The organism is Streptomyces sp. CG 926, assembly GCF_003148825.1.
Classification (GTDB): Bacteria; Actinomycetota; Actinomycetes; order Streptomycetales; family Streptomycetaceae; genus Streptomyces.
Window position 1 is genome coordinate 212,179 of sequence record NZ_QGGZ01000004.1, and the last position, 25,048, is coordinate 237,226.

Annotated in this window: 30 protein-coding genes; 12 read left to right on the plus strand and 18 right to left on the minus strand. The window is 72.1% G+C overall.

Features of this window, described 5'->3' with window-relative positions:
- Window positions 1-59: 59 nt before the first annotated feature.
- Window positions 60-1,088, minus strand: coding sequence for a TolB family protein (locus BCL76_RS13050; RefSeq protein WP_109779642.1), 1,029 nt, complete (start codon window positions 1,086-1,088; stop codon window positions 60-62).
- 265 nt (window positions 1,089-1,353) lie between these two features.
- On the opposite strand from BCL76_RS13050, the gene BCL76_RS13055 reads away from it, so the two are divergent.
- Window positions 1,354-2,634: an alpha/beta hydrolase gene (locus tag BCL76_RS13055; protein WP_109779643.1), complete on the plus strand. Its 1,281-nt coding sequence runs from the start codon at window positions 1,354-1,356 to the stop codon at window positions 2,632-2,634.
- Here BCL76_RS13055 and BCL76_RS13060 read toward each other — a convergent pair.
- Window positions 2,612-4,087 carry a carboxylesterase/lipase family protein gene (locus tag BCL76_RS13060; RefSeq protein ID WP_109779644.1) on the minus strand — a complete coding sequence of 492 codons (1,476 nt, stop codon included), beginning with the start codon at window positions 4,085-4,087 and terminating at the stop codon, window positions 2,612-2,614. The genes BCL76_RS13055 and BCL76_RS13060 overlap by 23 nt on opposite strands.
- 107 nt (window positions 4,088-4,194) lie before the next feature.
- Between BCL76_RS13060 and BCL76_RS13065 the strand changes: the two genes are divergently transcribed.
- Both BCL76_RS13065 and BCL76_RS13070 read left to right on the plus strand, forming a co-directional pair.
- Window positions 4,195-4,518, plus strand: a complete 324-nt coding sequence (locus BCL76_RS13065) for a hypothetical protein (protein ID WP_109779645.1) — start codon at window positions 4,195-4,197, stop codon at window positions 4,516-4,518.
- A 96-nt stretch (window positions 4,519-4,614) separates the two neighbouring features.
- Window positions 4,615-4,902 (plus strand): chaplin, encoded by a 288-nt coding sequence (locus BCL76_RS13070; protein ID WP_030761160.1) that lies wholly within the window; start codon window positions 4,615-4,617, stop codon window positions 4,900-4,902.
- 117 nt (window positions 4,903-5,019) lie between these two features.
- Here BCL76_RS13070 and BCL76_RS13075 read toward each other — a convergent pair whose 3' ends face one another.
- The 6 genes from BCL76_RS13075 to BCL76_RS13100 form a co-directional block, all read right to left on the minus strand.
- The gene (locus tag BCL76_RS13075) at window positions 5,020-5,883 is read right to left on the minus strand and encodes a tyrosinase family protein (RefSeq protein WP_109779646.1); all 864 of its coding nucleotides are present in this window, start codon (window positions 5,881-5,883) and stop codon (window positions 5,020-5,022) included.
- Window positions 5,884-5,946: 63 nt separating this feature from the next.
- Complete coding sequence (locus BCL76_RS13080) at window positions 5,947-6,315, minus strand: tyrosinase family oxidase copper chaperone (protein ID WP_109779647.1); 369 nt, start codon at window positions 6,313-6,315, stop codon at window positions 5,947-5,949.
- 59 nt (window positions 6,316-6,374) lie between these two features.
- Window positions 6,375-6,914: a GNAT family N-acetyltransferase gene (locus tag BCL76_RS13085; RefSeq protein ID WP_109779648.1), complete on the minus strand. Its 540-nt coding sequence runs from the start codon at window positions 6,912-6,914 to the stop codon at window positions 6,375-6,377.
- A 326-nt stretch (window positions 6,915-7,240) separates the two neighbouring features.
- Complete coding sequence (locus BCL76_RS13090) at window positions 7,241-7,660, minus strand: arsenate reductase ArsC (protein ID WP_109779649.1); 420 nt, start codon at window positions 7,658-7,660, stop codon at window positions 7,241-7,243.
- On the minus strand, window positions 7,657-8,436 hold the full coding sequence (locus tag BCL76_RS13095) for an aquaporin (protein WP_181382535.1): 780 nt from the start codon (window positions 8,434-8,436) through the stop codon (window positions 7,657-7,659). Before BCL76_RS13095 ends, BCL76_RS13090 begins: the two co-directional genes overlap by 4 nt.
- Window positions 8,433-8,813 carry an ArsR/SmtB family transcription factor gene (locus tag BCL76_RS13100; RefSeq protein ID WP_109779650.1) on the minus strand — a complete coding sequence of 127 codons (381 nt, stop codon included), beginning with the start codon at window positions 8,811-8,813 and terminating at the stop codon, window positions 8,433-8,435. The genes BCL76_RS13095 and BCL76_RS13100 overlap by 4 nt, the downstream gene beginning before the upstream one ends.
- Before the next feature lie 87 nt (window positions 8,814-8,900).
- Between BCL76_RS13100 and BCL76_RS13105 the strand changes: the two genes are divergently transcribed.
- The 3 genes from BCL76_RS13105 (at window position 8,901) to BCL76_RS13115 (ending at window position 10,634) form a co-directional block, all read left to right on the plus strand.
- The gene (locus BCL76_RS13105) at window positions 8,901-9,374 is read left to right on the plus strand and encodes an ArsI/CadI family heavy metal resistance metalloenzyme (protein WP_109779651.1); all 474 of its coding nucleotides are present in this window, start codon (window positions 8,901-8,903) and stop codon (window positions 9,372-9,374) included.
- 172 nt (window positions 9,375-9,546) lie between these two features.
- Complete coding sequence (locus tag BCL76_RS13110; RefSeq protein WP_109779652.1) at window positions 9,547-10,137, plus strand: dihydrofolate reductase family protein; 591 nt, start codon at window positions 9,547-9,549, stop codon at window positions 10,135-10,137.
- 260 nt (window positions 10,138-10,397) lie between these two features.
- On the plus strand, window positions 10,398-10,634 hold the full coding sequence (locus BCL76_RS13115) for a three-helix bundle dimerization domain-containing protein (protein WP_109779653.1): 237 nt from the start codon (window positions 10,398-10,400) through the stop codon (window positions 10,632-10,634).
- Between the two features lie 144 nt (window positions 10,635-10,778).
- Here BCL76_RS13115 and BCL76_RS13120 read toward each other — a convergent pair whose 3' ends face one another.
- Window positions 10,779-11,186: a RidA family protein gene (locus tag BCL76_RS13120; protein WP_109779654.1), complete on the minus strand. Its 408-nt coding sequence runs from the start codon at window positions 11,184-11,186 to the stop codon at window positions 10,779-10,781.
- Window positions 11,187-11,311: 125 nt separating this feature from the next.
- Here BCL76_RS13120 and BCL76_RS13125 point away from each other — a divergent pair, with 125 nt between their 5' ends.
- The gene (locus tag BCL76_RS13125; RefSeq protein WP_109779655.1) at window positions 11,312-11,692 is read left to right on the plus strand and encodes a winged helix-turn-helix transcriptional regulator; all 381 of its coding nucleotides are present in this window, start codon (window positions 11,312-11,314) and stop codon (window positions 11,690-11,692) included.
- Window positions 11,693-11,745: 53 nt separating this feature from the next.
- Here the strand turns inward: BCL76_RS13125 and BCL76_RS40490 are convergent, their stop codons facing one another.
- Both BCL76_RS40490 and BCL76_RS13135 read right to left on the minus strand, forming a co-directional pair.
- Entirely contained in the window at window positions 11,746-11,877 is a 132-nt protein-coding gene (locus BCL76_RS40490) for a hypothetical protein (protein WP_375137910.1), read from the minus strand.
- A gap of 50 nt (window positions 11,878-11,927) precedes the next feature.
- Window positions 11,928-12,644: a maleylpyruvate isomerase N-terminal domain-containing protein gene (locus tag BCL76_RS13135; protein ID WP_109779656.1), complete on the minus strand. Its 717-nt coding sequence runs from the start codon at window positions 12,642-12,644 to the stop codon at window positions 11,928-11,930.
- Window positions 12,645-12,888: 244 nt separating this feature from the next.
- On the opposite strand from BCL76_RS13135, the gene BCL76_RS13140 reads away from it, so the two are divergent.
- Entirely contained in the window at window positions 12,889-13,098 is a 210-nt protein-coding gene (locus BCL76_RS13140; protein WP_109779657.1) for a hypothetical protein, read from the plus strand.
- Between the two features lie 595 nt (window positions 13,099-13,693).
- Here BCL76_RS13140 and BCL76_RS13150 read toward each other — a convergent pair.
- Window positions 13,694-15,058, minus strand: coding sequence for an NAD(P)/FAD-dependent oxidoreductase (locus BCL76_RS13150; protein ID WP_109779659.1), 1,365 nt, complete (start codon window positions 15,056-15,058; stop codon window positions 13,694-13,696).
- A gap of 327 nt (window positions 15,059-15,385) precedes the next feature.
- Window positions 15,386-15,661 carry a 2'-5' RNA ligase family protein gene (locus tag BCL76_RS39735; protein ID WP_258309601.1) on the minus strand — a complete coding sequence of 92 codons (276 nt, stop codon included), beginning with the start codon at window positions 15,659-15,661 and terminating at the stop codon, window positions 15,386-15,388.
- Between the two features lie 517 nt (window positions 15,662-16,178).
- Between BCL76_RS39735 and BCL76_RS13160 the strand changes: the two genes are divergently transcribed.
- Complete coding sequence (locus BCL76_RS13160) at window positions 16,179-16,826, plus strand: hypothetical protein (RefSeq protein WP_109779660.1); 648 nt, start codon at window positions 16,179-16,181, stop codon at window positions 16,824-16,826.
- Window positions 16,827-16,969: 143 nt separating this feature from the next.
- Here the strand turns inward: BCL76_RS13160 and BCL76_RS13165 are convergent, their stop codons facing one another.
- Genes BCL76_RS13165 through BCL76_RS13175 form a run of 3 tightly spaced genes read right to left on the minus strand, consistent with a single transcriptional unit; the run spans window position 16,970 to window position 20,249 of the window.
- On the minus strand, window positions 16,970-18,085 hold the full coding sequence (locus tag BCL76_RS13165) for an acyl-CoA dehydrogenase family protein (RefSeq protein WP_109779661.1): 1,116 nt from the start codon (window positions 18,083-18,085) through the stop codon (window positions 16,970-16,972).
- Window positions 18,082-19,275 carry an acyl-CoA dehydrogenase family protein gene (locus BCL76_RS13170; protein WP_109779662.1) on the minus strand — a complete coding sequence of 398 codons (1,194 nt, stop codon included), beginning with the start codon at window positions 19,273-19,275 and terminating at the stop codon, window positions 18,082-18,084. Before BCL76_RS13170 ends, BCL76_RS13165 begins: the two co-directional genes overlap by 4 nt.
- Window positions 19,272-20,249, minus strand: a complete 978-nt coding sequence (locus BCL76_RS13175; RefSeq protein ID WP_109779663.1) for an NADPH:quinone oxidoreductase family protein — start codon at window positions 20,247-20,249, stop codon at window positions 19,272-19,274. Before BCL76_RS13175 ends, BCL76_RS13170 begins: the two co-directional genes overlap by 4 nt.
- A gap of 224 nt (window positions 20,250-20,473) precedes the next feature.
- Here BCL76_RS13175 and BCL76_RS13180 point away from each other — a divergent pair, with 224 nt between their 5' ends.
- From BCL76_RS13180 to BCL76_RS13190, 3 genes are all read left to right on the plus strand, one after another.
- On the plus strand, window positions 20,474-21,580 hold the full coding sequence (locus BCL76_RS13180; protein ID WP_109779664.1) for a hypothetical protein: 1,107 nt from the start codon (window positions 20,474-20,476) through the stop codon (window positions 21,578-21,580).
- A 64-nt stretch (window positions 21,581-21,644) separates the two neighbouring features.
- Entirely contained in the window at window positions 21,645-22,550 is a 906-nt protein-coding gene (locus BCL76_RS13185; RefSeq protein ID WP_109779665.1) for an SDR family oxidoreductase, read from the plus strand.
- Between the two features lie 36 nt (window positions 22,551-22,586).
- Window positions 22,587-23,387 (plus strand): hypothetical protein, encoded by an 801-nt coding sequence (locus tag BCL76_RS13190; RefSeq protein WP_109779666.1) that lies wholly within the window; start codon window positions 22,587-22,589, stop codon window positions 23,385-23,387.
- Here the strand turns inward: BCL76_RS13190 and BCL76_RS13195 are convergent.
- Together BCL76_RS13195 and BCL76_RS13200 are read right to left on the minus strand one after the other, a co-directional pair.
- Complete coding sequence (locus tag BCL76_RS13195; RefSeq protein ID WP_109779922.1) at window positions 23,374-24,207, minus strand: enoyl-CoA hydratase/isomerase family protein; 834 nt, start codon at window positions 24,205-24,207, stop codon at window positions 23,374-23,376. The genes BCL76_RS13190 and BCL76_RS13195 overlap by 14 nt on opposite strands.
- A gap of 72 nt (window positions 24,208-24,279) precedes the next feature.
- Window positions 24,280-25,041, minus strand: coding sequence for a PIG-L deacetylase family protein (locus BCL76_RS13200; protein ID WP_109779667.1), 762 nt, complete (start codon window positions 25,039-25,041; stop codon window positions 24,280-24,282).
- Window positions 25,042-25,048 lie beyond the last annotated feature (7 nt).

Genomic DNA, 25,048 nt, shown 5'->3' on the forward strand with positions numbered 1-25,048 from the left:
CGGACGGAAGAACGGAAGAGCGGAAAAACGGTCCTGCCCCGGCCCTCGCCGCGGCCTCCTCACCCGAGGAAGGCCGGGGCGAGGGCCGAGTCCATGAGCCGGGCGGGCGCGCCGCTCCCGTCGGCCGGTACGGAGTACAGGTCGGCGCCGAAGTCCCCCGGCAGGGCGTAGACGACGGTCCGGTCGTCGCTCCACACCACCTGGTCGTCCACGCTGCGCTGCTCGGCGAGCGGGGTCTCGGCGCCGGAGGCCAGGTCCAGGGCGTACAGCCGCCACGGCGCCTCGGCGGGCAGGCCCGGTACGCGCTTCTTGAACACCACCCGGGTCCCGTCCGGGGACAGCGACGGGCACTCGACGTTCTCGCGCAGGGTGGTCACGGTGCGCTCGCCCAGGTCACCGCGGACCAGGTGGGTCCGACCGCCGGTGGCGAGCGTCGCGTAGAAGGTCCGCTCGTCGGCGGCGAAGGTGACCCCCCAGAAGTTGACGTCGGCGCTGCGGTACGGCTTGCCGTCCTTGAGGATCGTGAAGTCTTCCAGGGAGGCTTCGAGCCTGCCCGTGCGCAGGTCGAGCACAGAGGTCCGGGTCGAGAAATTCGTACCTGCGTACGAGTCGCCGCCGACGAAGACCGTCCACGCGGCGAGGTGCCCGCCCGGCGAGACCCTGGCCCGGGTGGGGAGGCCGCCCAGCGGGTGGGCGGACAGCTCCTTCAGGTGGGCGTCGAGCACGACGGCCCGGTAGCCCTCCTGGACCCCGCTCCGGTCCGCCTGGAGGCAGATCCCGGTGCTCCCGGCCGCGTGGAAGCGCAGGCAGCTCACCCCGGAAGCGGTACGGGTCCCCTCCGGCGAGCCGGCCGCGACCGTGGCGAGCTCGTCCCGGTGCGGCCCCCAGGCCAAGTTGCGGAACACGATGCGCCGGCCGCCGTCGCCCGCGGCCAGCGACACGGCGCCCGGGGTGACCGACGGGCCGCCCGCCCGGACGTGGTCCTTCTCGGCGGCTCGGGAGGAGGCCCGCACGACGGCGAGCACCCCCACGGCCGCGAGCAGGGTCACGGCGGTGACCAGGATCAGGATCCGGCGCTGGAGCGTCATGGGATGACTCCGGGGCGGTGTGGGGTTCCGGGGGCGGCGCGGGCGCACCATACCCACCGGCTCCTGCGAGAACCAGGCACACGAAGGGGCCGGTTCGTGAACTCCACCGGGCCTACGGATCCCAGGCAATGGCCTCCCCCAGGGCACCCCAAGAGTAGGGAAAGTACGGAACCCTGACATGCTTTCGTTCATCCTTCGAACGGAAGGACCAGCAGTCAGACCACCCCGCCCCTCTGGGGCAGCAGCAGCCGGAGAGCCACCGCACATGTCGTACGCACCCGACGGGCAGCAGTACCAGCCGTACCGGCCGGAAGGACAAATACCGCAGCCGCCCCACGGCGACCCGTACGCCCAGCCGTACGGACAGCAGCCGCACCGGCAGCCCCAGGGGCAGCACGACCAGTACGGTCAGCACTCGCCGTACGCACCGCAGGACCCGTACGACCAGACGGCGCGGTACGGACCGCAGGACCTCTTCCCCGAGGAGCCGCCGCGCCGCCGCAGGGGTCGCCGCTGGCTCATAGCCGGCGCCGCCGTCCTCGCGCTCGCCGGCACGGCCGCGCTCGTGCTGAACCACTACGAGATACCGCCCTTCACCGACAAGGGCTCGGCGGTGTCCTTCGGGCAGGCGCCCGCGGGTGGCGGCAAGAAGAACGACGCTCCCCCGCCGAACTCCAAGATGCTCATGCCGACCGGGCCGGCGGCCGAGTTCAAGAACACGATGACCCTCGGCGACGGCACGCACGTGGCCGTCACCACGCTGGACGGCAAGAAGTCCGGCTTCAAGGGCAAGGTCTGGGTCTGGGCCCCCAAGGAGTACAACGACCCGAAGTTCGCCAAGAGCGGCTTCCCGGTCCTGATCGCCCTGCCGGGCGGCGCCGGCTACCCCAGCAATTACTGGATGGGCACCGACCTCGGTCTCCAGACCAGCATCAGCAAGTGGTACGCCGAGGGCAAGAGCAAGCCCTTCATCCTGGCCATGCCCGTGCTCAACCCGGGGCCGGACGACAAGGGCGTCTACTGGGACGGCTCCGACATCCCGGGCCAGCCCAAGATGGGCACCTGGCTGACCGAGGACGTTCCGGACCTGATGAAGGCGAACTTCCGCACCGTCAAGTCCCGTGACGGCTGGGCCTTCATGGGCTCCTCCACCGGTGGTTTCGCGGGCCTGAAGGCCGTGCTGAAGCACCCGGACAAGTTCAAGGCGGTGATCGCCTCCGGCCCGGACATCGTCCCGGACTCCTCCCTGTGGAAGGGCCACGACAAGGAGAAGGCCGAGAACAACCCGGAGTTGCTGGCGAAGCACCTCATCGACACCAAGGGGCCCGAGGTCTACCTCGCCTTCCAGGTCGGCGACAGCGAGAGCAACAAGAAGACCCTGCCCGACGTGCAGAAATTCATCGCCACCTACGGCAACAAGGGCCCCATCCATGCCGAGTTGAAGGTCATCAAGGGCGGCCAGCACAACGCCAAGACCTATGTGCCGAACATGGGTGAGGGACCGGTCCAGTACATCAGCAAGGTCATGGAAGGGCCCGTCGAGTAACCACCGACGCCCCCGCACCATCGAGCTCCGGCCCGCCGAACACCTTCGGCGGGCCGGCTCCGTTCCAGGCCGCCCAACCCGGATCGCCGGTCAACGCGAACCGCACCCAGGCCGCGTGCATCTCGTCCGCGAGCTCCTGCGGGGTGTCCGTCCCGGCCAGCCAGGCGGACTCCGGCACCGCGAGCGTGTCGAACACGAAGCCCAGCTCCAGGGCATGACAGGAGCCGAGGCCCGGCAGGCCGGAGGGCCAGCCGAACTCGTACACGAAGCTCGGGGCCGTCCGCCCGGCCCCGGCGAGCCTGCGCAGCGGGTCGCGCAGCAGCCGGTCGGTGAGCAGTTGTCCGGCGAGTTCGGCGGGCCCTGCCGCGGGCAGCGCGGCGCGCAGCGCCCGTACGGCGGCCCGGTCCTTGCCGGAGCGGGCACGGGCCAGCGCGACGGCGAGCGGGCCGAGCCGGTCCAGCAGCCGCATCCCGCCGGTGGGGGCGAGCCACAGCCGGTACTCGTCACGGGTCCAGCCGAGGAGCAGCGGCACCTCGTCGGAGGCCGCCGCGGCGCACAGGGTGTCGAGGGGGTCGGCCGGGATCGTGTCCGGGTCGGTGACCAGGCCGAAGGCGGGTCCGCCGACGAGCGGGCCGGATCGGCGCAGGACGGCCGCCTGGGCGGCGAGCAGGTCGGGCAGGGCGGTGGCCGTGAAGGCCGTGGCGGTGGCGTCGACCTTGAGGAGTGAGGCCATCCGCCGGACCATGGCGCGGACCCTGGGGCGCGGCAGGACCTCGGGGGCCCCGCTCTGCAGGACGGCCCGGGTGAAGAGCCCGGCCGCGCGCGGGGCCGCGAGGAGGGCGCCGATGCTGATGGCTCCGGCGGACTCGCCGAAGACGGTGACCCGGTCGGGGTCGCCTCCGAAGGCCGTGATGTTGTCGCGTACCCAGGAGAGGGCGGCGATCTGGTCCAGCAGGCCGCGGTTGGCGGGGGCGTCGGGGAAGAGTCCGTAGCCGAGGACCCCGAGGCGGAAGTTGCAGGAGACGAGCACGACCCCGTCGCGGGCGAAGGCAGAGCCGTCGTAGACGGGGACGGCGGAGGAGCCGCGGGTGTGGGCCCCGCCGTGGATCCAGACCATGACGGGCAGCCGGGCCCCGGGGGTCGGGTCCGGGGTCCACACGTTCACGTTCAGGCAGTCGTCGCCGGGGATCACCGGGTCGGGCAGCAGGGCCGCGAAGGTGTCCGGGTAGGGCACCTTCGGCGCGGTGGGCCCGTAGGCCGTGCAGTCCCGTACGCCGTCCCAGGTGGCCGGGGGCGCGGGCGCCGCGAAGCGCAGGGCGCCGACGGGCGGGGCGGCGTACGGGATGCCCAGGAAGATCGAGGTCCCCCCGGATCCGAGCCGGCCCTCGACGACGCCGGCCGCCGTCCTGACCCGCGGCCGGCCGTGGCCGCCTGTGGCGCCGTCTGCGCTCATCTCGTCCTCCTGCGATGCGGCTGCCCGTCGCACCGTCGCACGGTCGCACAGCCGTCCAACGGGTGACAAGGCGTGACCGGGTCCGGGCCCGACCCGGTTGGACGGGCATGCGATTCCTGCGTATCCACCATGCCGTGCCCGGCGCCCTGCTGCTCGCGGGCGCCACGCTCCTGTCCGGCCCGGCACTGGCCGCCGGCTCGGACTTCCAGTACGTCGGCCAGGACGACCGGGTCCACGGCCTCACCTCCCCCCGGGGGTGTGTCGAGGCGGAGGGCGGTGGCGCCCGGGCCGTCACCAACGGGACCGGGAGCTCGGCGACCCTCTTCGAGGGCCCCCGGTGTTCGGGCCGGATCCTGCGGGTCCTGCGGCCCGGCGAGGTGGGCCAGGTACGGCCGTACTTCGCCTCCGTCCGGTTTTCCGTCACCGGGTAGGCCACGGGCCGTGACCCCTTGGCCTCCCCCGCGTTGTATGCCATGTCAAATGCCACAGCGTCTGTGGCGCCCCACATATCTCACGAGGAGATCTTGATGTCGCGTATCGCGAAGGCATTCGCCATCACCGCTGTCACCGGTAGCGCCGTGGTCGCCGGTGCGGGTCTGGCTGTCGCCGATGCCGGAGCGCACGGTGCGGCGGTCGGCTCCCCCGGTGTTCTGTCGGGCAACCTGCTCCAGGTCCCGGTGCACGTCCCGGTCAACGTCTGCGGCAACACCGTGAACGTGATCGCCCTGCTGAACCCGGCGTTCGGCAACACCTGCGTCAACGCCTCCGGCGGCGGCGCCGACCACCACACCGAGGGTGGCGACTACGGCCACTGATCGCCTGATCAACTGATCGGCTGATCGACGGAAGGGCCCCCGCCACCCGGCGGGGGCCCTTCCCCGTGCCCGCTGTCCCCACGCCTGCCGCGTGCGCACGGGTGGGCGCGGGCCGCGTCATTCGTAGCGGTACAGACCCTGGTGGCCGAACATCTCGCGCGGGGTGACGTTCCAGGGCGGCATCGGCTCGTCGAGGGCGATCACCCGGCCGCGCTGGAGGTCGCCGACGGCCGGCGGGGCGGAGGGCAGGTAGCCGGAGCCGGGGTGCTTCTGCTGCCAGCGGTCCCAGATCAGGTCGACGAAGGCGTGGTGCAGCCAGAACGCCGGATCGTTGGGCGCCGTGCCGCCCGTCATGTGGCCGCCGATCCACTGGTGGACCTTGTTGTGGTTGCGCCAGCGCTCGCTCTTGGGGGCCGACCAGCCCTCCAGCTTGTTGCGGAAGCCCCCCGCGGTAGCCGTGGAGTCCCAGGGCGAGACGTCGTAGGTCGGGTCGTCGATCGCCCACTGGAGCTCGGCCGCGGTGGGCAGGGCGATCGGGTTCTGCGGCCGGCCGAGGTTGCGGGTGAGGAACGCGGACTCGGTGATGCCCACGGTCACCGTCCAGTTGCCCGAGTCGTAGGCGAACGGCCCGGTCATCACCTTGCGGTCGCTCGCCCGGCCGGTGCCGCCGAGGAAGTCGTCGGCCCAGAGGGAGGAGACCGGGCTGGTGTCGGTGGTCCAGTCCCAGTACGGGACGCTCACTCCCGGGTCGATCTCCTGCAACTGCCGTTCGAACTCCAGCAGATAGCGCCGGTGCCACGGGAAGAAGGACGGCGACATGTGCCCGACCCGCAGCTTGCGGTCACGGTCGGGCACGAAGTACTTGTCGTGCGTGCGCACCAGGGCGTCGTAGGCACCCTTGCGCTTGAGCTCCAGGACCGCCGCGGTGAACCGCTTCTTCTGGGTGCTGGTGAGGTTCTTCTGGTTCTGCCGGGTGTGCAATGCGGGGCTCCTCCCGTTCCCGGTGGGTCAGTGGGTCAGTGGGTCAGTGAGTCAGTGGGTCGGTCAGCCGTGGTGCGGGGCCGCGAAGGCCAGTTGGGCGGTGCCCAGTTCGTCGACGGCGGCCCGGGCCACTTCCAGTGGCGTGGCATAGGACTGGAAGTGGTTGATGCCGCTGAGGTAGCTGCCGTCGGCCCGGCGCATCACGTGCAGCGGACGGCCGTCGATCCGGACCCCGGCGACGTCGACGGCGATGTGCCGGCCGCGGTAGGTCTCCTCCTCGGCGAGCGGCGCCGGGGTGAGGGTCTGCCGGGGGCGCCGGGCGCGCAGTACGGGGGCCAGCGCCGCTGCCGTACCGGCGAGCACGGCCGCGGTGAAGGCCGAACGGAGAACCGCGCGTCGGGTCAGTGGTGCGGCGGACGATGCTGCGGACATACGGTCTCCCTCGCTCGATGGCCGGCGGCTACGGGTCTAACGCCGCGCGGCGGGCGAGGTCACCCGTGGACGCCCCGGAGCTGCTTGTAGAAGAGGGTCGTGGGGCGGAGCCGGCCCTCCGGGTCGGTGGCGTAGTCGGGGATGGTGCCGGCCTCCGTCCAGCCCGCGGAGCGGTAGACCCGCTCGGCCCCGCTGCCGGTCTCGGTGTCCAGGAACAGCAGCACCACCCCGACGCGGGCGGCGGCCGACTCGGCCTCGGCGAGCAGGGCGCGGGCGGTGCCGCGGCCGCGGGCGGCCGGGTGGACCATGAGTTTGCGCAGCTCGGCGCGGTGGCGGCCGTTCGCCTTGGTCTCCCGGTACCAGCTGACGGTGCCGTCGATCCGGCCGTCGTCGCCGGTGCGGGAGACCCACAGCGCGAGGGAGCCGTCCTCGACGGCGGGCAGCAGGGAGTCCCACCAGGCGGCGGCGCCGGGCCGGTCGAGCCCGGCGAGGAAGCCGAGGGAGGAGCCTTCGTCGACCACGGCGAGGAGCAGGGCGGCGAGTTCGTCGCGGTTGGCGCGGAGTCCGGCGGCGGAGAGCGGGGTGATGGTGGCCGTCATGGGGCGAGGATAGAGAGCACCGCGCGGCCCGCCGCGGGCGGGGCGGGCGCGGGCCGCGCAGGTGGTGGGGCATGGTGTCGGCGGCGCCCGCCGAGCAAGCGCGTGGCCGAAGTGGCCCACGACCGGACGGAGGCGGCGCCTCTTGGACGGCGAATGCCCGGAGCCGGCCTCGTCGGCGCGGGACCTCGCCGGCAGCCTGTCGGTGCCCGGCCTGTCGGTGCCCGCCCGGTGGATCGCCCGGAGCGGCTCGGCGCACTGCGGCCGCAGGGGCGCGCGCTACGTACCTCTGGGCCGGTCGGGCGGTCGGGCGGAAGGCGGTCAGGTGGTCAGGCGGTGGGCTCGATGTCGAGTTCGGTGAGCAGGTCTCGGATGCGGCGCTCGATCTCGTCGCGGATCGGTCGGACGGCGGCGACGCCCTGTCCGGCCGGGTCCTCCAGCTGCCAGTCGAGGTACCGCTTGCCGGGGAAGTAGGGGCAGGCGTCGCCGCAACCCATGGTGATCACGACGTCGGAGGACTGCACCGCCTCGGTGGTGAGGACCTTGGGGGTCTCGGCGGAGACGTCGATGCCGACCTCGCGCATGGCCTCCACCACCGCGGGGTTGACGGTGTGGGCGGGGGCGGATCCGGCCGATCGGACCAGGACCCGGTCGCCGCCGAGGTGGGTGAGGAAGGCGGCGGCCATCTGGGACCGGCCGGCGTTGTGCACGCAGACGAACAGCACGGACGGGGTGGCGGAGGTGCTCATCGAGCGAGGGTGCTTTCTTCGGGGGAACGGGCGGCGGGAGCGGCGGGACGCTGCTCGACGCGGGGGGCGACGGCCTCGTCCCCGCGTGCAGTGGCGGGGCGGCCGAAACAGAGCGCGACCAGCCCGAGACCGGCGGCGGCGCCGACCAGTTGGGCGGCGAGGAAGGGCAGTACGGAGGTGGGCGCGATCCCGGCGAAGGTGTCGGTGAACGCCCGGCCGATGGTGACGGCCGGGTTGGCGAAGCTGGTGGAGGAGGTGAACCAGTAGGCCGCCCCGATGTAGGCGGCGACCAGCGGCGGCGCGAGGTGGGCGCGGCCGGCACGGGCCAGGCCGAAGACGAGCCAGACCAGCCCGGCGGTGGCCACGACCTCCGCCAGCCACAGATGTCCGGCGAACCGGTCGTGGGTGGACAGCTCCACCAGCGGCTTGCCTAACATGGCGTCGGCCAGTACCGCGCCGGCGATCGCACCGACGATCTGGGCGGGCAGGTACGCGGCGACCTCGCGCAGGCCGGGTCCGTCGCCGGTGCGGCGGCCGGTGAACCAGGCGGCAAGGGTGACCGCCGGGTTGAAGTGGGCTCCCGAGACCGGGCCGAGCAGGGCGATCAGCACACCGAGACCGAAGACGGTGGCGAGGGAGTTGGCCAGGAGCTGCGTCCCGACGTCCTGGGTCAGTTCGGTGGCCTGGATGCCGGAGCCCACCACGACCGCGACCAGCGCGGCCGTGCCCAGTCCTTCGACCGTCGCCCGCCGGCGCAGCGAGGCCGGCGCGCTCACGCCGGAGCCTTCGCGGGGGCGGCGGGGATCTCGAGCAGGGCGGACAGCTCCGCCAGGGCCGCGGGCAGCACCCAGTAGTACACCCAGGTGCCGCGTCGCTCGGAGCCCACCAGCCCGGCTTCCCGCAACACCTTCAGGTGGTGGGAGATCGTCGGCTGTGACACGTCGAACGGCCCGATCAGGTCGCACACGCACGCCTCGCCACCCTCGTGCGAGGCGATCAGGGACAGCAGCCGCAGCCGGATCGGGTCCGACAGCGCCTTGAACATCCGCGACAGCTCGGCCGCGGCCTCCTCGCTCAGCGGCTCGCGGACCATCGGCGCGCAGCACGCCGCGTCGTCCTGCCCGAGCACCGGCAGACCAGCTTGTTTCGACATTCCTCAATATTGACAGCCATCGATCCCGGAGGCAAGCTCAACTGTATCGACAGACGTCGAAACAAGTCGCTGTCCCAGGAGACCGCCATGTCCCGTGTCCAGCTCGCACTCAACGTCGCCGACCTCGAAGCGTCGGTGGCCTTCTACTCCAAGCTCTTCGGCGTCGAGCCCGCCAAGCGCCGACCCGGCTACGCCAACTTCGCCGTCACCACCCCGCTGCTCAAGCTCGTCCTCATCGAGGGCGAGCCGGGGCAGGCCACCCGCCTGGACCACCTCGGGGTCGAGGTCGCTTCCACCGAAGAGGTCACCGCCGCCACCACCCGCCTCAAGGACGCCGGCCTGGCCACCTTCGAGGAGAACGACACCTCCTGCTGCTACGCGCTCCAGGACAAGGTGTGGGTCACCGGCCCCGGCGAGGAACCCTGGGAGGTGTACGTGGTCAAGGCCGACGCCGACCGGTTGGGCAAGAGCCCCCGCGCGGGCGGCGACGCCTGCTGCACCGGACAGGAGGACAACGCCGAACCCGCGCCGGCGACGAGCAGCTGCGCCTGCGGCAGCTGACCACGACGGCTTCCTAGGCCTGGACGTCGGCCAGGCCGAACACCACCCCACCGCCGTCACCGGCCCCGAGCCGGTCCAAGCGGAGCTGTTGCACCTTCTCATCGGCGTCCCGCCCGAGCGGGTGGCACACGGCGCGCTAATTTGTCAGGACCGCGAAGCAGAGGAGAGCCCCGTGGGCAAGGTGGTCATGTACAGCTCGGTGTCGGTGGACGGCTTCGTCGCGGACGAGAACGACCAGCCCGGACCGCTGTTCGACTGGTTGACCGGCGGTGACGTCCCGTTGGACGAGAGTGGCGCGCTGAAGGTGTCGCAGACGTCCTACGACTACACCCGGCCGTACTGGGACCGGATCGGGGTGACGGTCGTCGGCCGCCATGTCTTCGACCTGACGGACGGCTGGGACGGGAAGCCTCCGGGCGGGATCGACCACGTCGTCGTCGTGACGCACCGCCCGCGGCCCGAAGGCTGGGACCCCGAGGCGCCGTTCCACTTCGTCGACGGCGTCGAGGCAGCCGTGGCCAAGGCGCAGGAGCTTGCGGGTGACCGCATCGTCGAGGTCGCCGCCGGCGACGTCGGCGGCCAGGTGCTTGCCGCGGGTCTGGTCGACGAAGTGCGCATGGACGTCGTCCCCGTGGTGTTCGGGTGCGGCAAGCGCTACTTCGGGTCGGTCCACGAACAGCACCTGTTGGGGGACCCTGAGGAGGTGCTTCAGGGCAGCCGGGTGCTTCACCTGCGCTATGGGGTGCGCCGTCGACCGATCTGAGCGGGTGGGCGAACAAGCCCACTGCGAACGACGACACAAGATCGGGCCTCCGGCCGACCGCGCGTCGGACCTCCCGCGAACCGCCCTTCCTGGACGGCACCACCCGCGCCTGACGTCCGCCCGGCCCGGTTGCCGCGAACCGTAGGGATCTGGCCTCCGTGAACCGGGGACGGGCCGTCGACACCGGCGAAAGATCGACTATCGCGGCGGAGGAGCGCACCGCGAGACTGGGGGAAGACAACGAAGGAGGGCTGCGGCGCATGACACCGGAACCGGAAAACGTCACCGTCATCCGCCACGTCACCGAACGCCTGGCAGAGGCGCACCCCCATGTGGACGCGGACAGCATGCGCGACGCCGTACGCACCGCGTACGAAGAGCTCAGGTACGCACGCGTACGCACCTACCTGCCCATCCTCATGGAACGCAGGGCGAAAGACCTCCTCCCCTCCGAGGACGAGTGTCGACCGCAGCCGGATGCGGACGACCCGAAGTAGCCCCGGCCGGACGGAGCCCGGCAAGGCCGAGCCCCGACCGGCCGCCGGTATCCGTGTGGCGGGCGAGGCTCGACGGAACGCGGGCACGCTGCGTACGGCCCGGTCGGCGAAGGGGCGTGCGGGGCGGTTCAGGACCTGCTGGTTTCAGTCGACGACCGCGGTGGCTTCGACCTCGACGAGGTGCTCCGGCACGTCCAGAGCGGCGACTCCCAGCATGCTGGCCGGGGGCGTCGCCGTGACGCCCAGCTTCGTGGCCGCCCGGGTTATCCCGTCCATGAGCAGCGGCATCTTGTCAGGGGTCCAGTCGACGACGTACACGGTCAGCTTCGCCACGTCGTCGAACGAGGCACCGACCCCCGCCAGGGCGGTGCCGACGTTGAGATAGCACCGCTCGACCTGCGCGGCGAGGTCACCCTCGCCGACCGTGGCACCGTCCGCGTCCCAGGCGACCTGGCCCGCGACGAAGACCAGCTTCGAGCCGGTCGCGACCGACACCTGACGGTAGGCATCGATCTCCGGCAGTCCGCCGGGGTTCACCAGGGTGATGGGCATGCCGCTACCTCCCTGCCATGAGTCGTGCGCTCCGCAGCGCACGTGCTCTCTTGTGGTTACTCAGGAACCGTAAGAGAGTGGTCGCTGACATGGAAGAACGCACTTTTCAGTGACTGGGGCACCTGATGGGAACCAAGCAGCTCAGCGGCTCGATCGACGAAGCGGACGTGCGGCGCGCCGACTCCCTGGCCCGGGAGATCTTCTCGGACGTCGCCAACAAATGGGCCCTCCTGATCATCGAGGCCTTGGGAGAGCGCACCCTGCGCTTCGGTGAGCTGCGGGACGAGATCGAGGGCATCAGCCACAAGATGCTCACGCAGAACCTGCGCATGCTCGAGCGCAACGGCCTCGTCGAGCGGACCGTGCACCCCGTCGTGCCACCGCGGGTCGAGTACACCCTCACCGCACCGGGCCAGGCCTTGCGCGTGACGATCGACGGACTGTGCGACTGGACCCACCGGCACCTCGGTCACATCGAGGCCTCCCGCCATCGCTTCGACGGCTGACGCCACGAGAACAGGAAGCCTCGACGGACGGGGGAAGCCCGGGCGGCGGTGGCTCAGGAGAACAGTTCGCCGAGCAACTCAGGCCGCTCGGCCCCGGGCATGATGAGGAGTTCGAAGTCCTTGTAGGCGGCGATGAACCGGTCGGCCAGGCGCAGTGTGTCGTCGGGGTGCACCTGGTCGTCCATCGCGCCGTGGACGAGCAGCAGTTTGTCCGCGGCCGAGATGCGCGGTCCTGTCAGCCGAACAGGGGGAAGGATGCGGCGTCCGGTCCCAGTGCTCGTGCTTCGGCGGCCGTGAGGGGCAGACGGCCCGTGCCGGCGCGTGCGTAGTGCTCGTCGCTCCAGTCGAGCGGGACCGGGCGGCCCAGCAGGCCGTCCAGGGTGGTCCGTACGCATGCCAGTCCGGGCGTCGAGGCCACGGGAGCGTGTGGGAGTGCGGCGACGAGGTCGAGGTGGTGGACGGTCGCCTCGACGGTGAGGGTGCTCATCAGGTCGCCGGCGGTCAGGGTGTGGCCCTGGGTCGACACGAGGAGGCCGGGGTCGGTCGCGGATGCGGCGTGCAGGGTGGCTGCCGCGGTCTCCAGGTACAGCCCACGCAGTTGGTCGAAGTGCAGGAACATGCCGGCGCTGACCCGCGCCCAACGTCGACCGTTGGCCGCGCCTTCGGTATCGGGACGCCAGTCGCTCCAGTAGGTGACGGCGTCCCGGTCCACCGGTCCGGGCGCCGGAGTGTGCAGGGCCACGAGCCCGCGCCGGCAGTCCATGAGGCAGTGGAAGAGCAGGTCGCGAACGGCCCATCCCGTACAGCCGGTGGGCTGCCATGAGTCCTCGTCCTCCAGCGGGTCGACAACGGCCGCGAGGGCCTGGTAGGCCGCGTGCAGGGCGCGTACGGGTGCGGTTCGGACGGCTTCCGAGGGCGGGGCCTGGCCCTGGGGCGGCTCGGCTTCGATCATCCTCGGCGGATACCCGTCGGCCGGGACCGTATGCGTGCTGCGGGCACGGCCGAGGGCTCATCCGGCGCGGCCGTGGCCAACTGCCGCAGCGTGCGGGAAGACGAGGTCAGCACGCGCCGGAGCTCACGGGCCGACCCACGACGGGATGCACCACAGGTTCTCGACCAGGCGGTGGGCTGGTTGGGATGTCGCGGGGGCGGGAACTGATGGACAGCAGTAGCGGATCTTGGAATGGAGGAAGTACGTGGTTTGGACATGGCGATTCGAGAAGGCGGACGGCTCGGAGACCGCGCCGGCGGTCGAGCCGGAGGAGTTCGGCTTGCAGGCGGATGCCGAGTCGTGGATCGGCGAGGTCTGGAAAGAGCTTCTCGACGGTGGCGCTGAGCGAGTGACGCTGTTCGAGGACGACACCGAGATCTACAGGATGAGTCTGAGTGCGGCGGCCGAAGCGTAGGTGACACCCTGCGTCCCTCGCCGCCCCTGAATCCGGACCGCGTCATCCTGGCGGGCGGCGAGGGAGCCCACCCGACCACTCCGGTGCTGGAGGCACACGCACGCCGAAGAGGCCGCTGACCACCACCGGCGGACGACCGGTGTGTTCGTCCCTCTCCACCGCATGCTCTCGATCGGACACTTGGCTCGACGCGCCGTACGTCACGGCATCCAGGAACTCCCACGCGTCGTAGGGCTTGCCGCAGCATCCCCACTCACCGCAGCCGCCGTCCTCGAACTCGTTCCAGATAGTGCGGTACCGGTCCCGCACCAAGCTCCGCCAGGTCCTGACGGACTCGGCCGTGACGCCACGCCACAGATAGGTGCGGCTCCTCTCGACCCTGGCAACTCGGGCACGAGCGGGCGCGGACAGGCCCGCGTCAAGCGGGTGACAGGTGAGCCGATGCCGCGGCCACTGCTCGGCACGGACACGCCCGGGCCGTCTACGCGGCATGGGCCTTTCTGCAGATCGTCATGGGGTGATCCTGACAGAGACGATCGCGCCGCGGCACCTGACTTACGGCTCGGCCCGGGTCGCGCCCGGTCGGGACTGTCCGTCAGTCCCGGTCGGTCGCCGTGCGGGCCCGTACCTCCTCCGGGGTGAGGTAGTGGTCGGTGTACTCGAAGTCGCGCAGCGTTCCCGGCTTGTACGTCTGGAAGCCGGTCCGGACGAAATCGTCGCCGGCCACGGCGTTCAGGAGCCAGTTCGTCATCACCCGGGTCTTCGCGGCCCCGGTGCGCAGCGCCGCCCAGTGGTAGCCGCGGGCCACGGCCTGGGCGGGCATACCGCGCAGGTCGATGCCGAGCGGCCGGGAGACGCCGTCGCGGCCTCCGAGGTCCACGACGAGCCCGAGGTCCTTGTGGACGTAGGACCGCAGCGGTGTGCCCCGCAGCGTGGCGACGACGTTGTCGGCGGCGACCCTGCCCTGGCGGGCGGCGTGCTGCGCGGTGGGTGGGCACACCGCACCGTCTCCGCCGCCGGCGAGGTCGGGCACGGCGGCCGCGTCACCGAGCGCGAACGCGCCGTCCGCCCCCGGCACCCGTAGGTCCGGGGCGACGACGAGCCGGCCGCTCTTCGCGGTCTCGGCGCCCAGCGTCGCGATGAGCGGGCTCGCGGCGACGCCGGCCGTCCAGATCAGGGTGCGGCAGGGCAGCACGCGCCCGTCGGTGAGGGTGACGTCTTCGGGGCCCGCTTTCGCGACGGAGGCGCCGAGGGAGACCTCGATGCCTCGGCGGCGCAGCACGTCGAGGGCTGCCTGGCCCAACCGATCGCCGAGCTCGGGCATCAGCTTCGGGGCCACGTCCACGAGGTGCCAGCTGATCTCGCTCCGGTCCAGCCGGGGGTAACGGCTGACGGCGTTCGTGGTGAGTCGCTGCAGGGAGGCGGCCGTCTCGGTGCCCGCGTAGCCGCCGCCCACCACGACGAAGCCGAGCCGTGAGGCCCGTTCCGCCGAGCCCGGTGCGGCGGCGTCGGCCAGGTCGAGCTGGGCGATCACGTGGTCGCGCAGGTGTGCCGCCTCGGCCAGCGTCTTCATGCCGCGGCCGTGTTCGACCAGGCCCGGGATGTCGAAGGTGCGGGTCACGCTGCCCGGCGCGAGCACGAGGTGGTCGTAGGGCTGGTCCACCAGGTCGCCGGTGATCTTGCGGATGACGCAGACCTTGGCCCGGGTGTCGACCCCTACGGCCCCGCCGGGAACGATCCGGGTCCGGTGGCGGCGGCTGCGGCGCAGCGACACCGCCACGGATTGGGGGGTGAGTACGCCGGAGGCCACTTGGGGCAGCAGGGGCAGGTAGAGCTGGTAGGAGAACGGAGTGACCAGAAGGATCTCCGCCTCCCCGGGTGACAGCGTCCGCTCCAGGCGGCGTACGCAGGAGACGCCGGCGAAGCCCGCGCCGACGACCACGATCCTCGGTCGTGCCATGGTGTCCGTCCCTTCTCGGGTGTACGGGTCCTCGGTACGCCTTCCCCGGGAGGACGTTCCATGCACGCGAAAAGGCGATCGGGTGCACCCGGACATGGGTGGTGGCACCGCCGGTCGACGAGGTGACGAGGCGGTTCTGCCCACCCGCTCCCCCTCTGTGCGCTTCATGCACGGCGCCTGGTGGCAGCGGATCGGCGGCGCTCGCGACGGCCACCACGCGGTGGACGTCCGAGCTCGTCGCGCATCAGCGCCCGTTGCCCGGCCTCCGACTCTGGGTGGCCATCGTCGACCGCCTCGCCGGCGCCCCCTACCGGCCCACGACCTGCTTCATCGTCCGAGTGCGAACGATGCTCGTTCTCGCCACTTCACTCCGTCGTGCACCATCAGTTCAACCGACGCGACGTGAGACGTGAAGGGGAGTTTGTCTCCGAGGTCGGCCTCGATCTCCTCCATCACGGCATCTTCCTGACCTTGAGCGATGGTCAGGTGCGGCACGACCTCGGAGAATCGGCCGCCGTACGGAGGAGCCTCGGGCCAACGATCGGCGATCGCCTCCGTGAGCTGACGCAGCTGCGTGTCGGGCTCGGGGGCGAGGTACAGCACTTCCGGGAGTCGCCCACACCTCTCGAACCGCAGATCGAAGGGCTGGTGGCTGCCAGTACATCCGCGAGAGCGGAGTGGACATGCTCATCCATTCGGCTCTCGTCGAGGAACGGGAAGAGCACGGTGATGTGAGCCGGAACCCCGGCCTGGGCTGAGGGGTCGAGCCGTTCACGCCACCCACGGACGAACGGTTCCGCCTCCGGGATCCGAACGATGAGCCCCGTCCGGCCCGCTTGAAACGCACTCGTGCTGTCATCTGCCATGACACCGCATGGTGCCACCCCTCCCAGAGACGACAGGGCTCGATTTTCGCTGAACGATCGCGTCCCCCGTGAAGCAGGTCGACGGGCGGGGGGAACCAAGACGCTGTCGCCGTCTCCCGTGAAGCGAGTCCTTCGCCGACGCTCGCGTTCCGGGGCAGGGGCGGGCCGACGATGACGGCGTCACGGTCGCGTACGAGTCCGGTGGCGCCGTACGTGCTCTTCCCCAACCCGTGGCGCCGTCCTAACGTCGTGTCATGGACAGCGTGCGGATCGATGGTTCGGACCCCGACGTGGTCGACGTGGTGCTGCGCGAGGAGGTCGGGCCGCTCGCGTTCCTCGCCGGGCGTTGGCCCGGGGAGGTCATCGGGTCACTCGCGGCCGGCGCGCTCTACGGCACCCCGGTCTATGCGGTCATGGCGATGGTCTTCGAGCAGAGTCCCGGCCGGATCTGGGCCGCGGTCGGGATCGCCGCCGCGGTAGGACTCGTCGTCAACACCTTCGTGATCTTGTACTGGGCCTTCCGGAGCGTGACCCGGCTACGGTTCTCGCCCGCGGCCGCCCCGGACACCATGACCCTCGTCCGGGGGCCCCGCACGGACCGGCCGCGGTCGCTCAGCGGCGTACAGCAGATCTGGATCGACCACTCCATCGTCGAGTCGTACAAGGGGGACCGGAAGCCGGTGTCCGCCAAGATCACCCTGCACGTGCTCCTGAAGAACGGCCGCCCGATCCGGCCCATACCGATCCTCCCGTGGACGACCGACTCCACGCCCCTCCATCAGCAACTGGAACAAGCCCTCGCACCCACCACCGTCCAGGTGGACCTGGTCGTCGAACGCCGCGTGGAGTCCCCGCCGTGGATGGCCATCGGACACGGCGGCTCGACCGGCGGCGGGGGCTGACGAGGTCCTGCGCTCCCCTGCCGCACCCGGGGTACGTTCGCGGGTCGGTGCGAACACCTTGCGCACGACCCTCCCGGGCCGGCCCGGCGCAGGGCCTCCTCCCCGCCCCGTAGGACCCGGGAGGAGGCTGCGCCCGACGGGTCCTACGGGGCGGGGAGTTCCGCGAAGTCCGCCACCAGGCCGCGGTGGTGGCCCGCCGTGCCGAGGGCCAGGGAGTCGGCCTTGGCCCGCTTGAGGTAGAGGTGGGCCGGGTGTTCCCAGGTCATGCCGATACCGCCGTGCAGTTGTACGCACTCCTCGGCGGCCCGGACGGCCACGCCCGAGCAGTAGGCCTGGGCCACGGCGACCGTCAGCGGGGCGTCGGGGGCCGAAGTGGCGAGGGCGTCGGCCGCGGCCCGCGCCGCCGCGCGCGCGGAGGCCACGTCGAGCCAGAGCCGGGCGAGGCGGTGCTTGAGGGCCTGGAAGGAGCCGACGGGGCGGTTGAACTGGTGGCGGCCCCGGACGTGGCCGACGGTTTCCGTCAGGCACCATTCGGCGAGCCCGAGCTGTTCGGAGGCGAGGAGTCCGGCTCCGGAGAGCAGGGCTCCGGCGACGGCCGCCCGGGCCGTTCCGAGGTCGGCGAGGCGGGTGCCCGCGGCCGCTTCCAGCGTGACGGTGGCGAGCGGGCGGGTCAGGTCCAGGGCGACGCTCGGGGTCAGCCGGGCTGCGGCGACCTGGACGGCGTACAGCCCGCTGTCGGCCAGGACCAGCAGGACGTCGGCGGCCACCGCGTCCGCCACGGAGGTGATCGTGCCGGTCAGGATGCCGTCCCCGAGGTCCCGGACGGGGGCCGGGAGCGGCGCGCCGGGAGCCAGGGTCAGCGGCACCGCCGGGACGCAGACCGTGCTGCCCGAGGCCAGCTCCCGTAGCAGCGCGGTGGCTTCCGTGGTGTCGCAGCCGAGCAGGATCTCCGTGGCGAGCACGGCGCTCGTCAGGTAGGGCACGGGCGCCACGGCGCGGCCCAGCTCCTCCAGGACCACGGCCGCCTCGCGGTGGCTCGCGCCCTGCCCGCCGAGCTTCTCGGGTACGAGGAGCCCGGCCGCGCCGATCCCGGCGGCGAGCGTGTGCCAGAGCGCCGGGTCGTGCGGCCGGCCGGTCTCGGCCCGGTCGAGGACGCTCTTCGCGTCGCAGCGGTCGGCGAGGAGGGCGCGTACGGTGGAGCGGAGCTCCTCCTCGGCCTCGGAGTAGAGCAGGTCGGTCGGTGCCGCCGCGGTGGTCATCGGCTCAGGTCCTTCCAGGCGAGGTCCTTGTCGTCGCGCGGCTCGGGGGGCAGGCCGAGGACGCGTTCGGCGACGATATTGAGGAGGATTTCGCTGGTGCCGCCCTCGATGCTGTTGCCCTTGGCGCGCAGGTAGCGGTAGCCGGCCTCGCGGCCGGTGAAGTCGACGCCTTCGGGCCGGCGCATGGTCCAGTCGTCGTACAGGAGTCCTTCCTCCGCGAGGAGTTCGACCTCCAGTCCGCTGATCTCCTGGTTGAGTCGGGCGAAGGTGAGCTTCATGCCGGATCCCTCGGGGCCGGGCTGTCCGGCGACGAGCTGCTGGCGCAGCCGTTCTCCGGTGAGGCGGGCGACCTCGGCCTCGACCCACAGTTCCAGCAGCCGCTGGTGGAGGGCGTGGGTACGCAGTTCGGGGCGTTCGCGCCAGGCGGCGGCGACGGGGGCGATCATGCCGCCCTCGCGCGGGATGCGCATGCCGCCGATGGAGACCCGTTCGTTCATCAGGGTGGTGCGGGCGACCGCCCAGCCTTGGCCGACGGCGCCGAGGCGGTGGGAGTCGGGGATGCGGACGCCGGTGAGGAAGACCTCGTTGAACTCGGCCTCGCCGGTGATCTGGCGCAGCGGCCGGACCTCGACGCCCGGGGCGTGCATGTCGCAGAGGAAGTAGGTGATGCCCTGGTGCTTGGGCAGCGCGGGGTCGCTGCGGGCGATCAGGATGGCCCAGCGGGCGGTGTGCGCGCTGGAGGTCCATACCTTCTGTCCGTCGACGATCCAGTCGCCGGAGCCGTTCTCGCGGACCGCGCGGGTGCCGAGCGCGGCGAGGTCGGAGCCGGCGCCGGGCTCGCTGAAGAGCTGGCACCAGACCTCTTCGCCGGTCCACAGGGGGCGCAGGAAGCGCTGCTTCTGCTCGTCGGTGCCGTACGCGAGGATCGTGGGGGCGGCCATGCCGAGGCCGATGCCGATGCGGCGCGGGTCGTTGTCGGGGGCGCCGGCGGCCTCCAGTTCGGCGTCGACGACGACCTGCAGGGAGCGGGGCGCGCCGAGGCCACCGAGGCCCTCGGGGTAGTGGACCCAGGCGAGTCCGGCGTCGAAGCGGGCGCGCAGGAAGTCGCCGCGGTCGGTGTCGGCGGGCGGGTGCGCGGCGAGCAGGTCCCGGACGCGTGCGCGCAGGTGCTCGGCGGTGATCGCGGTCATCGGGGCCCACCCGACTGCCGGGGCATGGCCAGGACGACCCGGCCGGTGGTGGTGCCGTCGGCGAGGCGCTGTACGGCGTCGGCGACGGCGGGGAGTGCGACGACTTCGCTGATCAGGGGTTTGATCGCGCCTTCCGCGGCGAGGCGGGTGAGCTCGGTGTGGCAGGCGAGGATCGCGGCCGGGTCCTTGGCCGCGTACAGGCCCCAGTGGAGGCCGAGGATCGAGTAGTTCTTGACGAGGGCGTGGTTGAGGGCGGGGGTGGGGATGGCGCCGCTCGCGAAACCGACGACGACGATGCGGCCCTCGAAGGCCACGCACTTGGCGGAGGCGGTGTACGAATCTCCGCCGACGGGGTCGTAGACCACGTCGGCCCCGCGCCCGCCGGTGAACTCCTTCACGCGGGAGACGACGTCCTCGGTCGTCCGGTCGATCACCAGGTCGCAGCCGAGTTCCTCCGCTGTGGACACCTTGGCCTTGCCTCCGACGACCCCGATGACGGTGGCGCCCGCGGCCTTGCCGAGCTGGACGGCGGCGCTGCCGACCCCGCCGGCGGCGGCGTGCACGAGGAGGGTCTCGCCGGGCTGGAGGCGCGCCCTGCGGTGCAGGCCGAACCAGCCGGTCTGGTAGCCGATGTGCAGGGCGGCGGCCTCGGCGTCGTTCAGGCTCTCGGGGGCCGGCAGCAGGGCGCGCTCGGACGCGATCACGTACTCGGCGAAGCCGCCGTGGGGCAGGCTCGGGTTGGCGATGACGCGGCGGCCGTCGTCGGTGAGGCCGCAGATCTCGACGCCGGGGGTGAAGGGCAGCGGCGGGCGGATCTGGTACTGGCCGCGGACGAGCAGCGCGTCGGGGAAGTTGAGGTTCGCCGCGAGCACCCGCAGCCGTACCTCACCCTCGCCCGGGACCGGTTCGGGAATCTCTTCGAGGCGCAGGGCCTCTCGGGGTTCGCCGGGGGTATGTACTCGCCATGCCTGCATCCGGGGCCTCCAGCCGCCGTCGATGAACCACGCTCCGCGCGCATACTAAGCGGTCGCTTGCCCATCTGTGAACCGCTCGCCAGGGTGGAGAACCGTACGGTCCGGATCAACACGCGTCATTCAGGCCACATCCGCTTCAAGATCAGGCAACATGTGGCGTGCACGTGTCATGACTCAACGGGGAACAGCACCTGTCCAGGGGGGACCACCACATGAGAAGAAGCATGTCCGCGGCCGGAGCCGCCATCGTCGTGGCCGGCCTGATCACCGCGGCCGGCCCGGCCGCGGCGGCCGACGCGAAGTGCACACCGAAGATCCAGGTACTGGGCTCGATCGGCGACGAGTCGTACGCGCGCGACATGCCGCCCAGCCAAGGGGTCTTCGACCTCGGGACGGGCGACCTCGCCGTCGGCGTCTCGGGCTACAAGCCCGTCTACTGGACCGGCGCCACCGTGCACCGGGTCCCGCTGACCGACCCGAGCCGCACGGGGCAGGTGCTCGCCGTCAACGCGCACGGCCTGATGGTGGGCGTCCTGCACGCCTTCGGGGGCGCCTCGCCCCTGTTCACGTACCAGGCGGGTGCCGCGTCGATCACCCTGCTGCCGGACAGTGACGGCTCCTACCTGGAGGCCGACATCAACGACGCCGGATTCGTGGTCTCCCGCGCCGACGGCGGCACCGGCGCCGTCTGGAAGGACGGGCAGAAGGTCCGCGAGCTGCCCGTCCCGGCCGACGCCGGTCCGCAGACCTGGATCACGATGGTCACCGGCATCAACAACCAGGGCGACATCCTCGGCATGGCGACGCAGGACTACGAGGTCCCCGAGACCGGCGAGCACCTTGAGGGCACCCACCCGGTGCTGTGGCCGGGGGACGGCACGCCCGCCCGGCTGCTGGCTCCCGCCGGGAACGACAGCTACGTCCAGGACATCGACGAGAGCCGTCGGGTCGTCGGCTACGACTGGGCCGGACCGTGGCACGAGTACACCCCCGTGATCTGGGAGCCCCCGCTCACCGGCCCCGTCACCTCTCCCGGGGGCCTGAGCACGCACCCGTACGCCACGTTCGAGGCGATCAGCGCGCACACGAACCTCACCGTCGGCACGGCCAAGTTCCACCCGGAGCAGATGACCCTGCCGGACCAGGCGCTGCTGCGGTCCGGTTCCGGCCCGGTCAAGGCCCTGCCGCGGCTGGCCGCGGGCGGGGCGAGCACGGCGGACGCGGTCTCGGACACCGGCCGGGTCGGTGGGTCGGCCGTGAACGCGAAGGGCAAGCTCAAGCCGGTGATCTGGACCTGCGCGACCAAGCAGGCCTACAACCCGGGGAGCTGACCCCGTAGCGGCCGGGCACGCGCCGGGGATGGCGATCTGAGCGCCGACACGCTATCGATGCCCCATGACGGACGAGATCCGGCGCGGGCTGCCCGTGCCACCGGCGCTCGGCGCCGCCGCCCTGCCTCCCGGGACCTACGCGGGGCAGGTGGTCCTGGTGACCGGCGGCGGCACCGGGCTGGGCAAGGCCATCGCCACCGAGTTCGCCCGGCTCGGCGCCGATCTGGTGATCGCGAGCCGGCGCGCCGAGCAGCTCAAGGCGGCTCGGGAGGAGTTGGCGGCCGTCCCCGGCGCGGGCCGGGTGACGGCCGCCGTCTGCGACATCCGGGATCCGGAGCGGGTCGCCGATGTGTTCGACGCGGCGCAGGCGGCCTTCGGCCTGCCGGACGTGCTGATCAACAACGCGGCCGCGAACTTCCCCTCCCCCGCGGAGGACCTCTCGCCCAACGCCTGGCGGGCGGTGGTCGACATCACGCTGACGGGCACCTGGTTCATGACCCGTGAGTTCGGCCGCCGCCACCTTGCCGCGGGTACCGGCGGCTCGATCGTGAACATCGGCGCCTCGTACGCCTGGACGGGCGGACCGGGCTTCGCCCACAGCGCCGCGGCCAAGGCCGGGGTGAAGAGCCTGGTGGAGACGCTCGCCGTCGAGTGGGGCCCGTACGGCATCCAGATCAACGGGCTCGTCCCCGGACTGTTCCCGCACGCCGACATGACCGAGGACGTCCGGGGCGGCCTGGATCGTGCCGCGCCCGACGCGAAGGACGCCCGGCAGCCCGCCCTGCGGGTCGGCGCGCCGCGTGAACTGGGCTGGGCCGCCACCTTCCTGGCCTCGCCGTACGCCCGGTTCGTGACCGGGCACACCCTGGTGGTGGACGGGGCGAACTGGCAGCGACGGTCGGTGGTCAACCCTGAGGTGGTCCCGGTCCGCACCCAGCTGGGCCGCGGCCCGTTCGACCCGTCCCCCTGAACACCGGTTGTCGGTGGTCGGTGCGAGGATCGGGGCATGTCTCTCGCCGAACTGACTCTTGACCGCTGGCGTTCGCTCGACCTGGCCGCCGCCGGGGGCCTCGCCCACGAGGCCGCCGCGCAGGTGGGCGGTCGGGTGGTGCTGCTCGACGTCGTCGAGCACCTCGGCGGGCCGCTGCACCGCGTGCGCATCGAGCGCGAGGGGCGGGAGTTCGCCCTCGTACCCGGCGGGAGCGTGCGGCTGGGGTTCGACCTGGACGCCTGGGAGCCGACGGCCGCGCAGAGCGCCGACTACGCGCAGAGCGCCGAGGAGGAGTACGGGTACGGGCATCCCGACCTGAAGTCCTATCTCGCCGAGGTGCTCAGCCCGCCGCGCACCGCGACGCTCGCGACCGTGCTCATGGCCGTGGAGGACGAGGCCCTGACCGAGCCCGCGGCCGACATGCCGGCCGCCCTCGCGGCCCACGGGCTGCGGATACCCGGCGCCGACGAGTGGGAGCATGCGTGCGGGGCCGGGGCCGGCACCCTCTTCCGATGGGGGAACGACTGCCCCTTGGACGAGCCGTCCTACGGCAGCGGCGGCGTGCGCCACCGACCGAACGCCTTCGGCCTGCACATCGCCTACGACAGCTACAGCACGGAGTTGAGCGGCGACCCGAGCGCGGTGCACGGTGGTGACGGCGGCGAGGCCGTCTGCGGCGGATACGGGGACCTGCTCGGGTGGCTGCCGCTGGCCACCGCCAACCGCAACCCGTACGCGGCCGAGTTCACCTACGGCCCGACCGGCGAGGGCATGTACGCGGAGTTCTCGACCCGGCCCGTGCTCAGCCTCCGCTGAAGTTCGGGGGCCTGCGGGCCGCCTTGGCGGTGTAGCCCTCGCGGCAGTCCTCCGAGGTGAGGGTGAGGGCCGCGGTCATCGCCACGCGGTCGAGGGCCGCCGGAAGGGCGGCATCGGCGTAGCCGTCGATCGCGCGCTTGATGCCCTGGACGGCGAGCGGCGCGTTGGCGGCGATCTCCCGCGCCACGGCGCGGGAGGTGGCCTCCAGGTCCTCGCCGGGGACGAGCAGCTGGACCAGGTGGAGTCGGTGCGCCGTAGCGGCGTCGATGCGCCGGCCCGTCAAGGCCAGGTACTTGGCCCAGCCCGCACCCGCCTCGCGGGCGATGCGCAGGTCGCCGCCCGCGTCCACCGCCACGCCCAGCCCGGCTTCCGGCAGGGCGAAGACGGTGTCCTCGGCCGCCACCCGTATGTCGGCCATCAGCGCCAGCTCGAAGCCGAAGCCGAGGCAGTAGCCCTGGACGGCGGCCACCACCGGTTGCGGGAGCCGCGCGAACACCGCGAACCGCTCGTGCACCCAGCGGATGCCCTCGTAGTAGTTGCGGGTGCGCTCGGCCGGGGAGCCGCCCGTGACGGCGCCGCCCGGTGCGGTCACGTCGATGCCCGCGCAGAAGGCCCGGCCCTCGGCCCGCAGCAGCACCGCCCGGACGGACGCGTCGAAGCGGATCCGGTCCGCGAGCAGGCCGAGCTGGCGGGTGGACTCCCAGCTCCAGCCGTTGAGCTTGTCCGGGCGGCACAGGGTGAGGACGGCGAGGCCGTCCTCGACCTCCAGCCGGATCCGTTCCTCGTCCTCCGCGATCTCCGTGGAGATGGTGTCGATCACCGTGTCCCGCACCTCCGCCCCGATGCCTGACGACCCGTCGAACTGACGGATCGTCAGACTAGGGGCGGCCGGTCAGCGGGGGAAGACCTCGAACGCCACGGCGGGACGCCCGCCGAACCGGGCCGCGGCCTGCTGGGCGTTGCCGGTGAGGAAGGTACGCACGTACTCCTGCGGGTCCTGGTCCGTGAGCACCTCGATGTACGCCTTGTGCTCCAGCAGGGACTTGATCGAACGCTCCAGCCCGGGACCGGCGTCGACCGCGTGCGTCGGGGTCGCGGACCCGGCCACCGCGACCCAGCGCACGCCGTTCCAGGGCTCCAGGCCCTGCTCGATCAGCTCGGGGAAGATCCAGCGGTTGCCGGCGTCACCCGCCGCGTCCAGCACGGCCCGGCCGACGGCCTTGTGGTCGGGGGTGTTCCAGTAGCCGCCGCCCTGCGCGCCGCCCCACGTGTCACGGTGGTTGAGGGTGACGATCAGCTCGGGCCGGTGTCGCCTGATGGCGGCGGCGATGTCCCGGCGCAGGTCGAGGCCGTACTCGACGACGCCGTCGCGGTAGTCCAGGAACTCCACCTCGGACACCCCGACGACCGCGGCACTCGCCCGCTGCTCCGCTTCGCGCAGCGGGCCGCAGGTGGTGGGGGCGATGCTGTCGATGCCCGCCTCGCCGCGTGTGGCGAGGAGGTAGACGAACTCCCGGCCCCCGTCCGTCCAGTGCGCGATGGCCGCGGCGCACCCGTACTCCAGGTCGTCGGGGTGCGCGACGACCGCGAGGGCACGTGTCCAGTCGGTGGGCATGGGCTGCAAGGCGGGCTGCTGATCAGGCTGTTCGGTCATGTCTCGC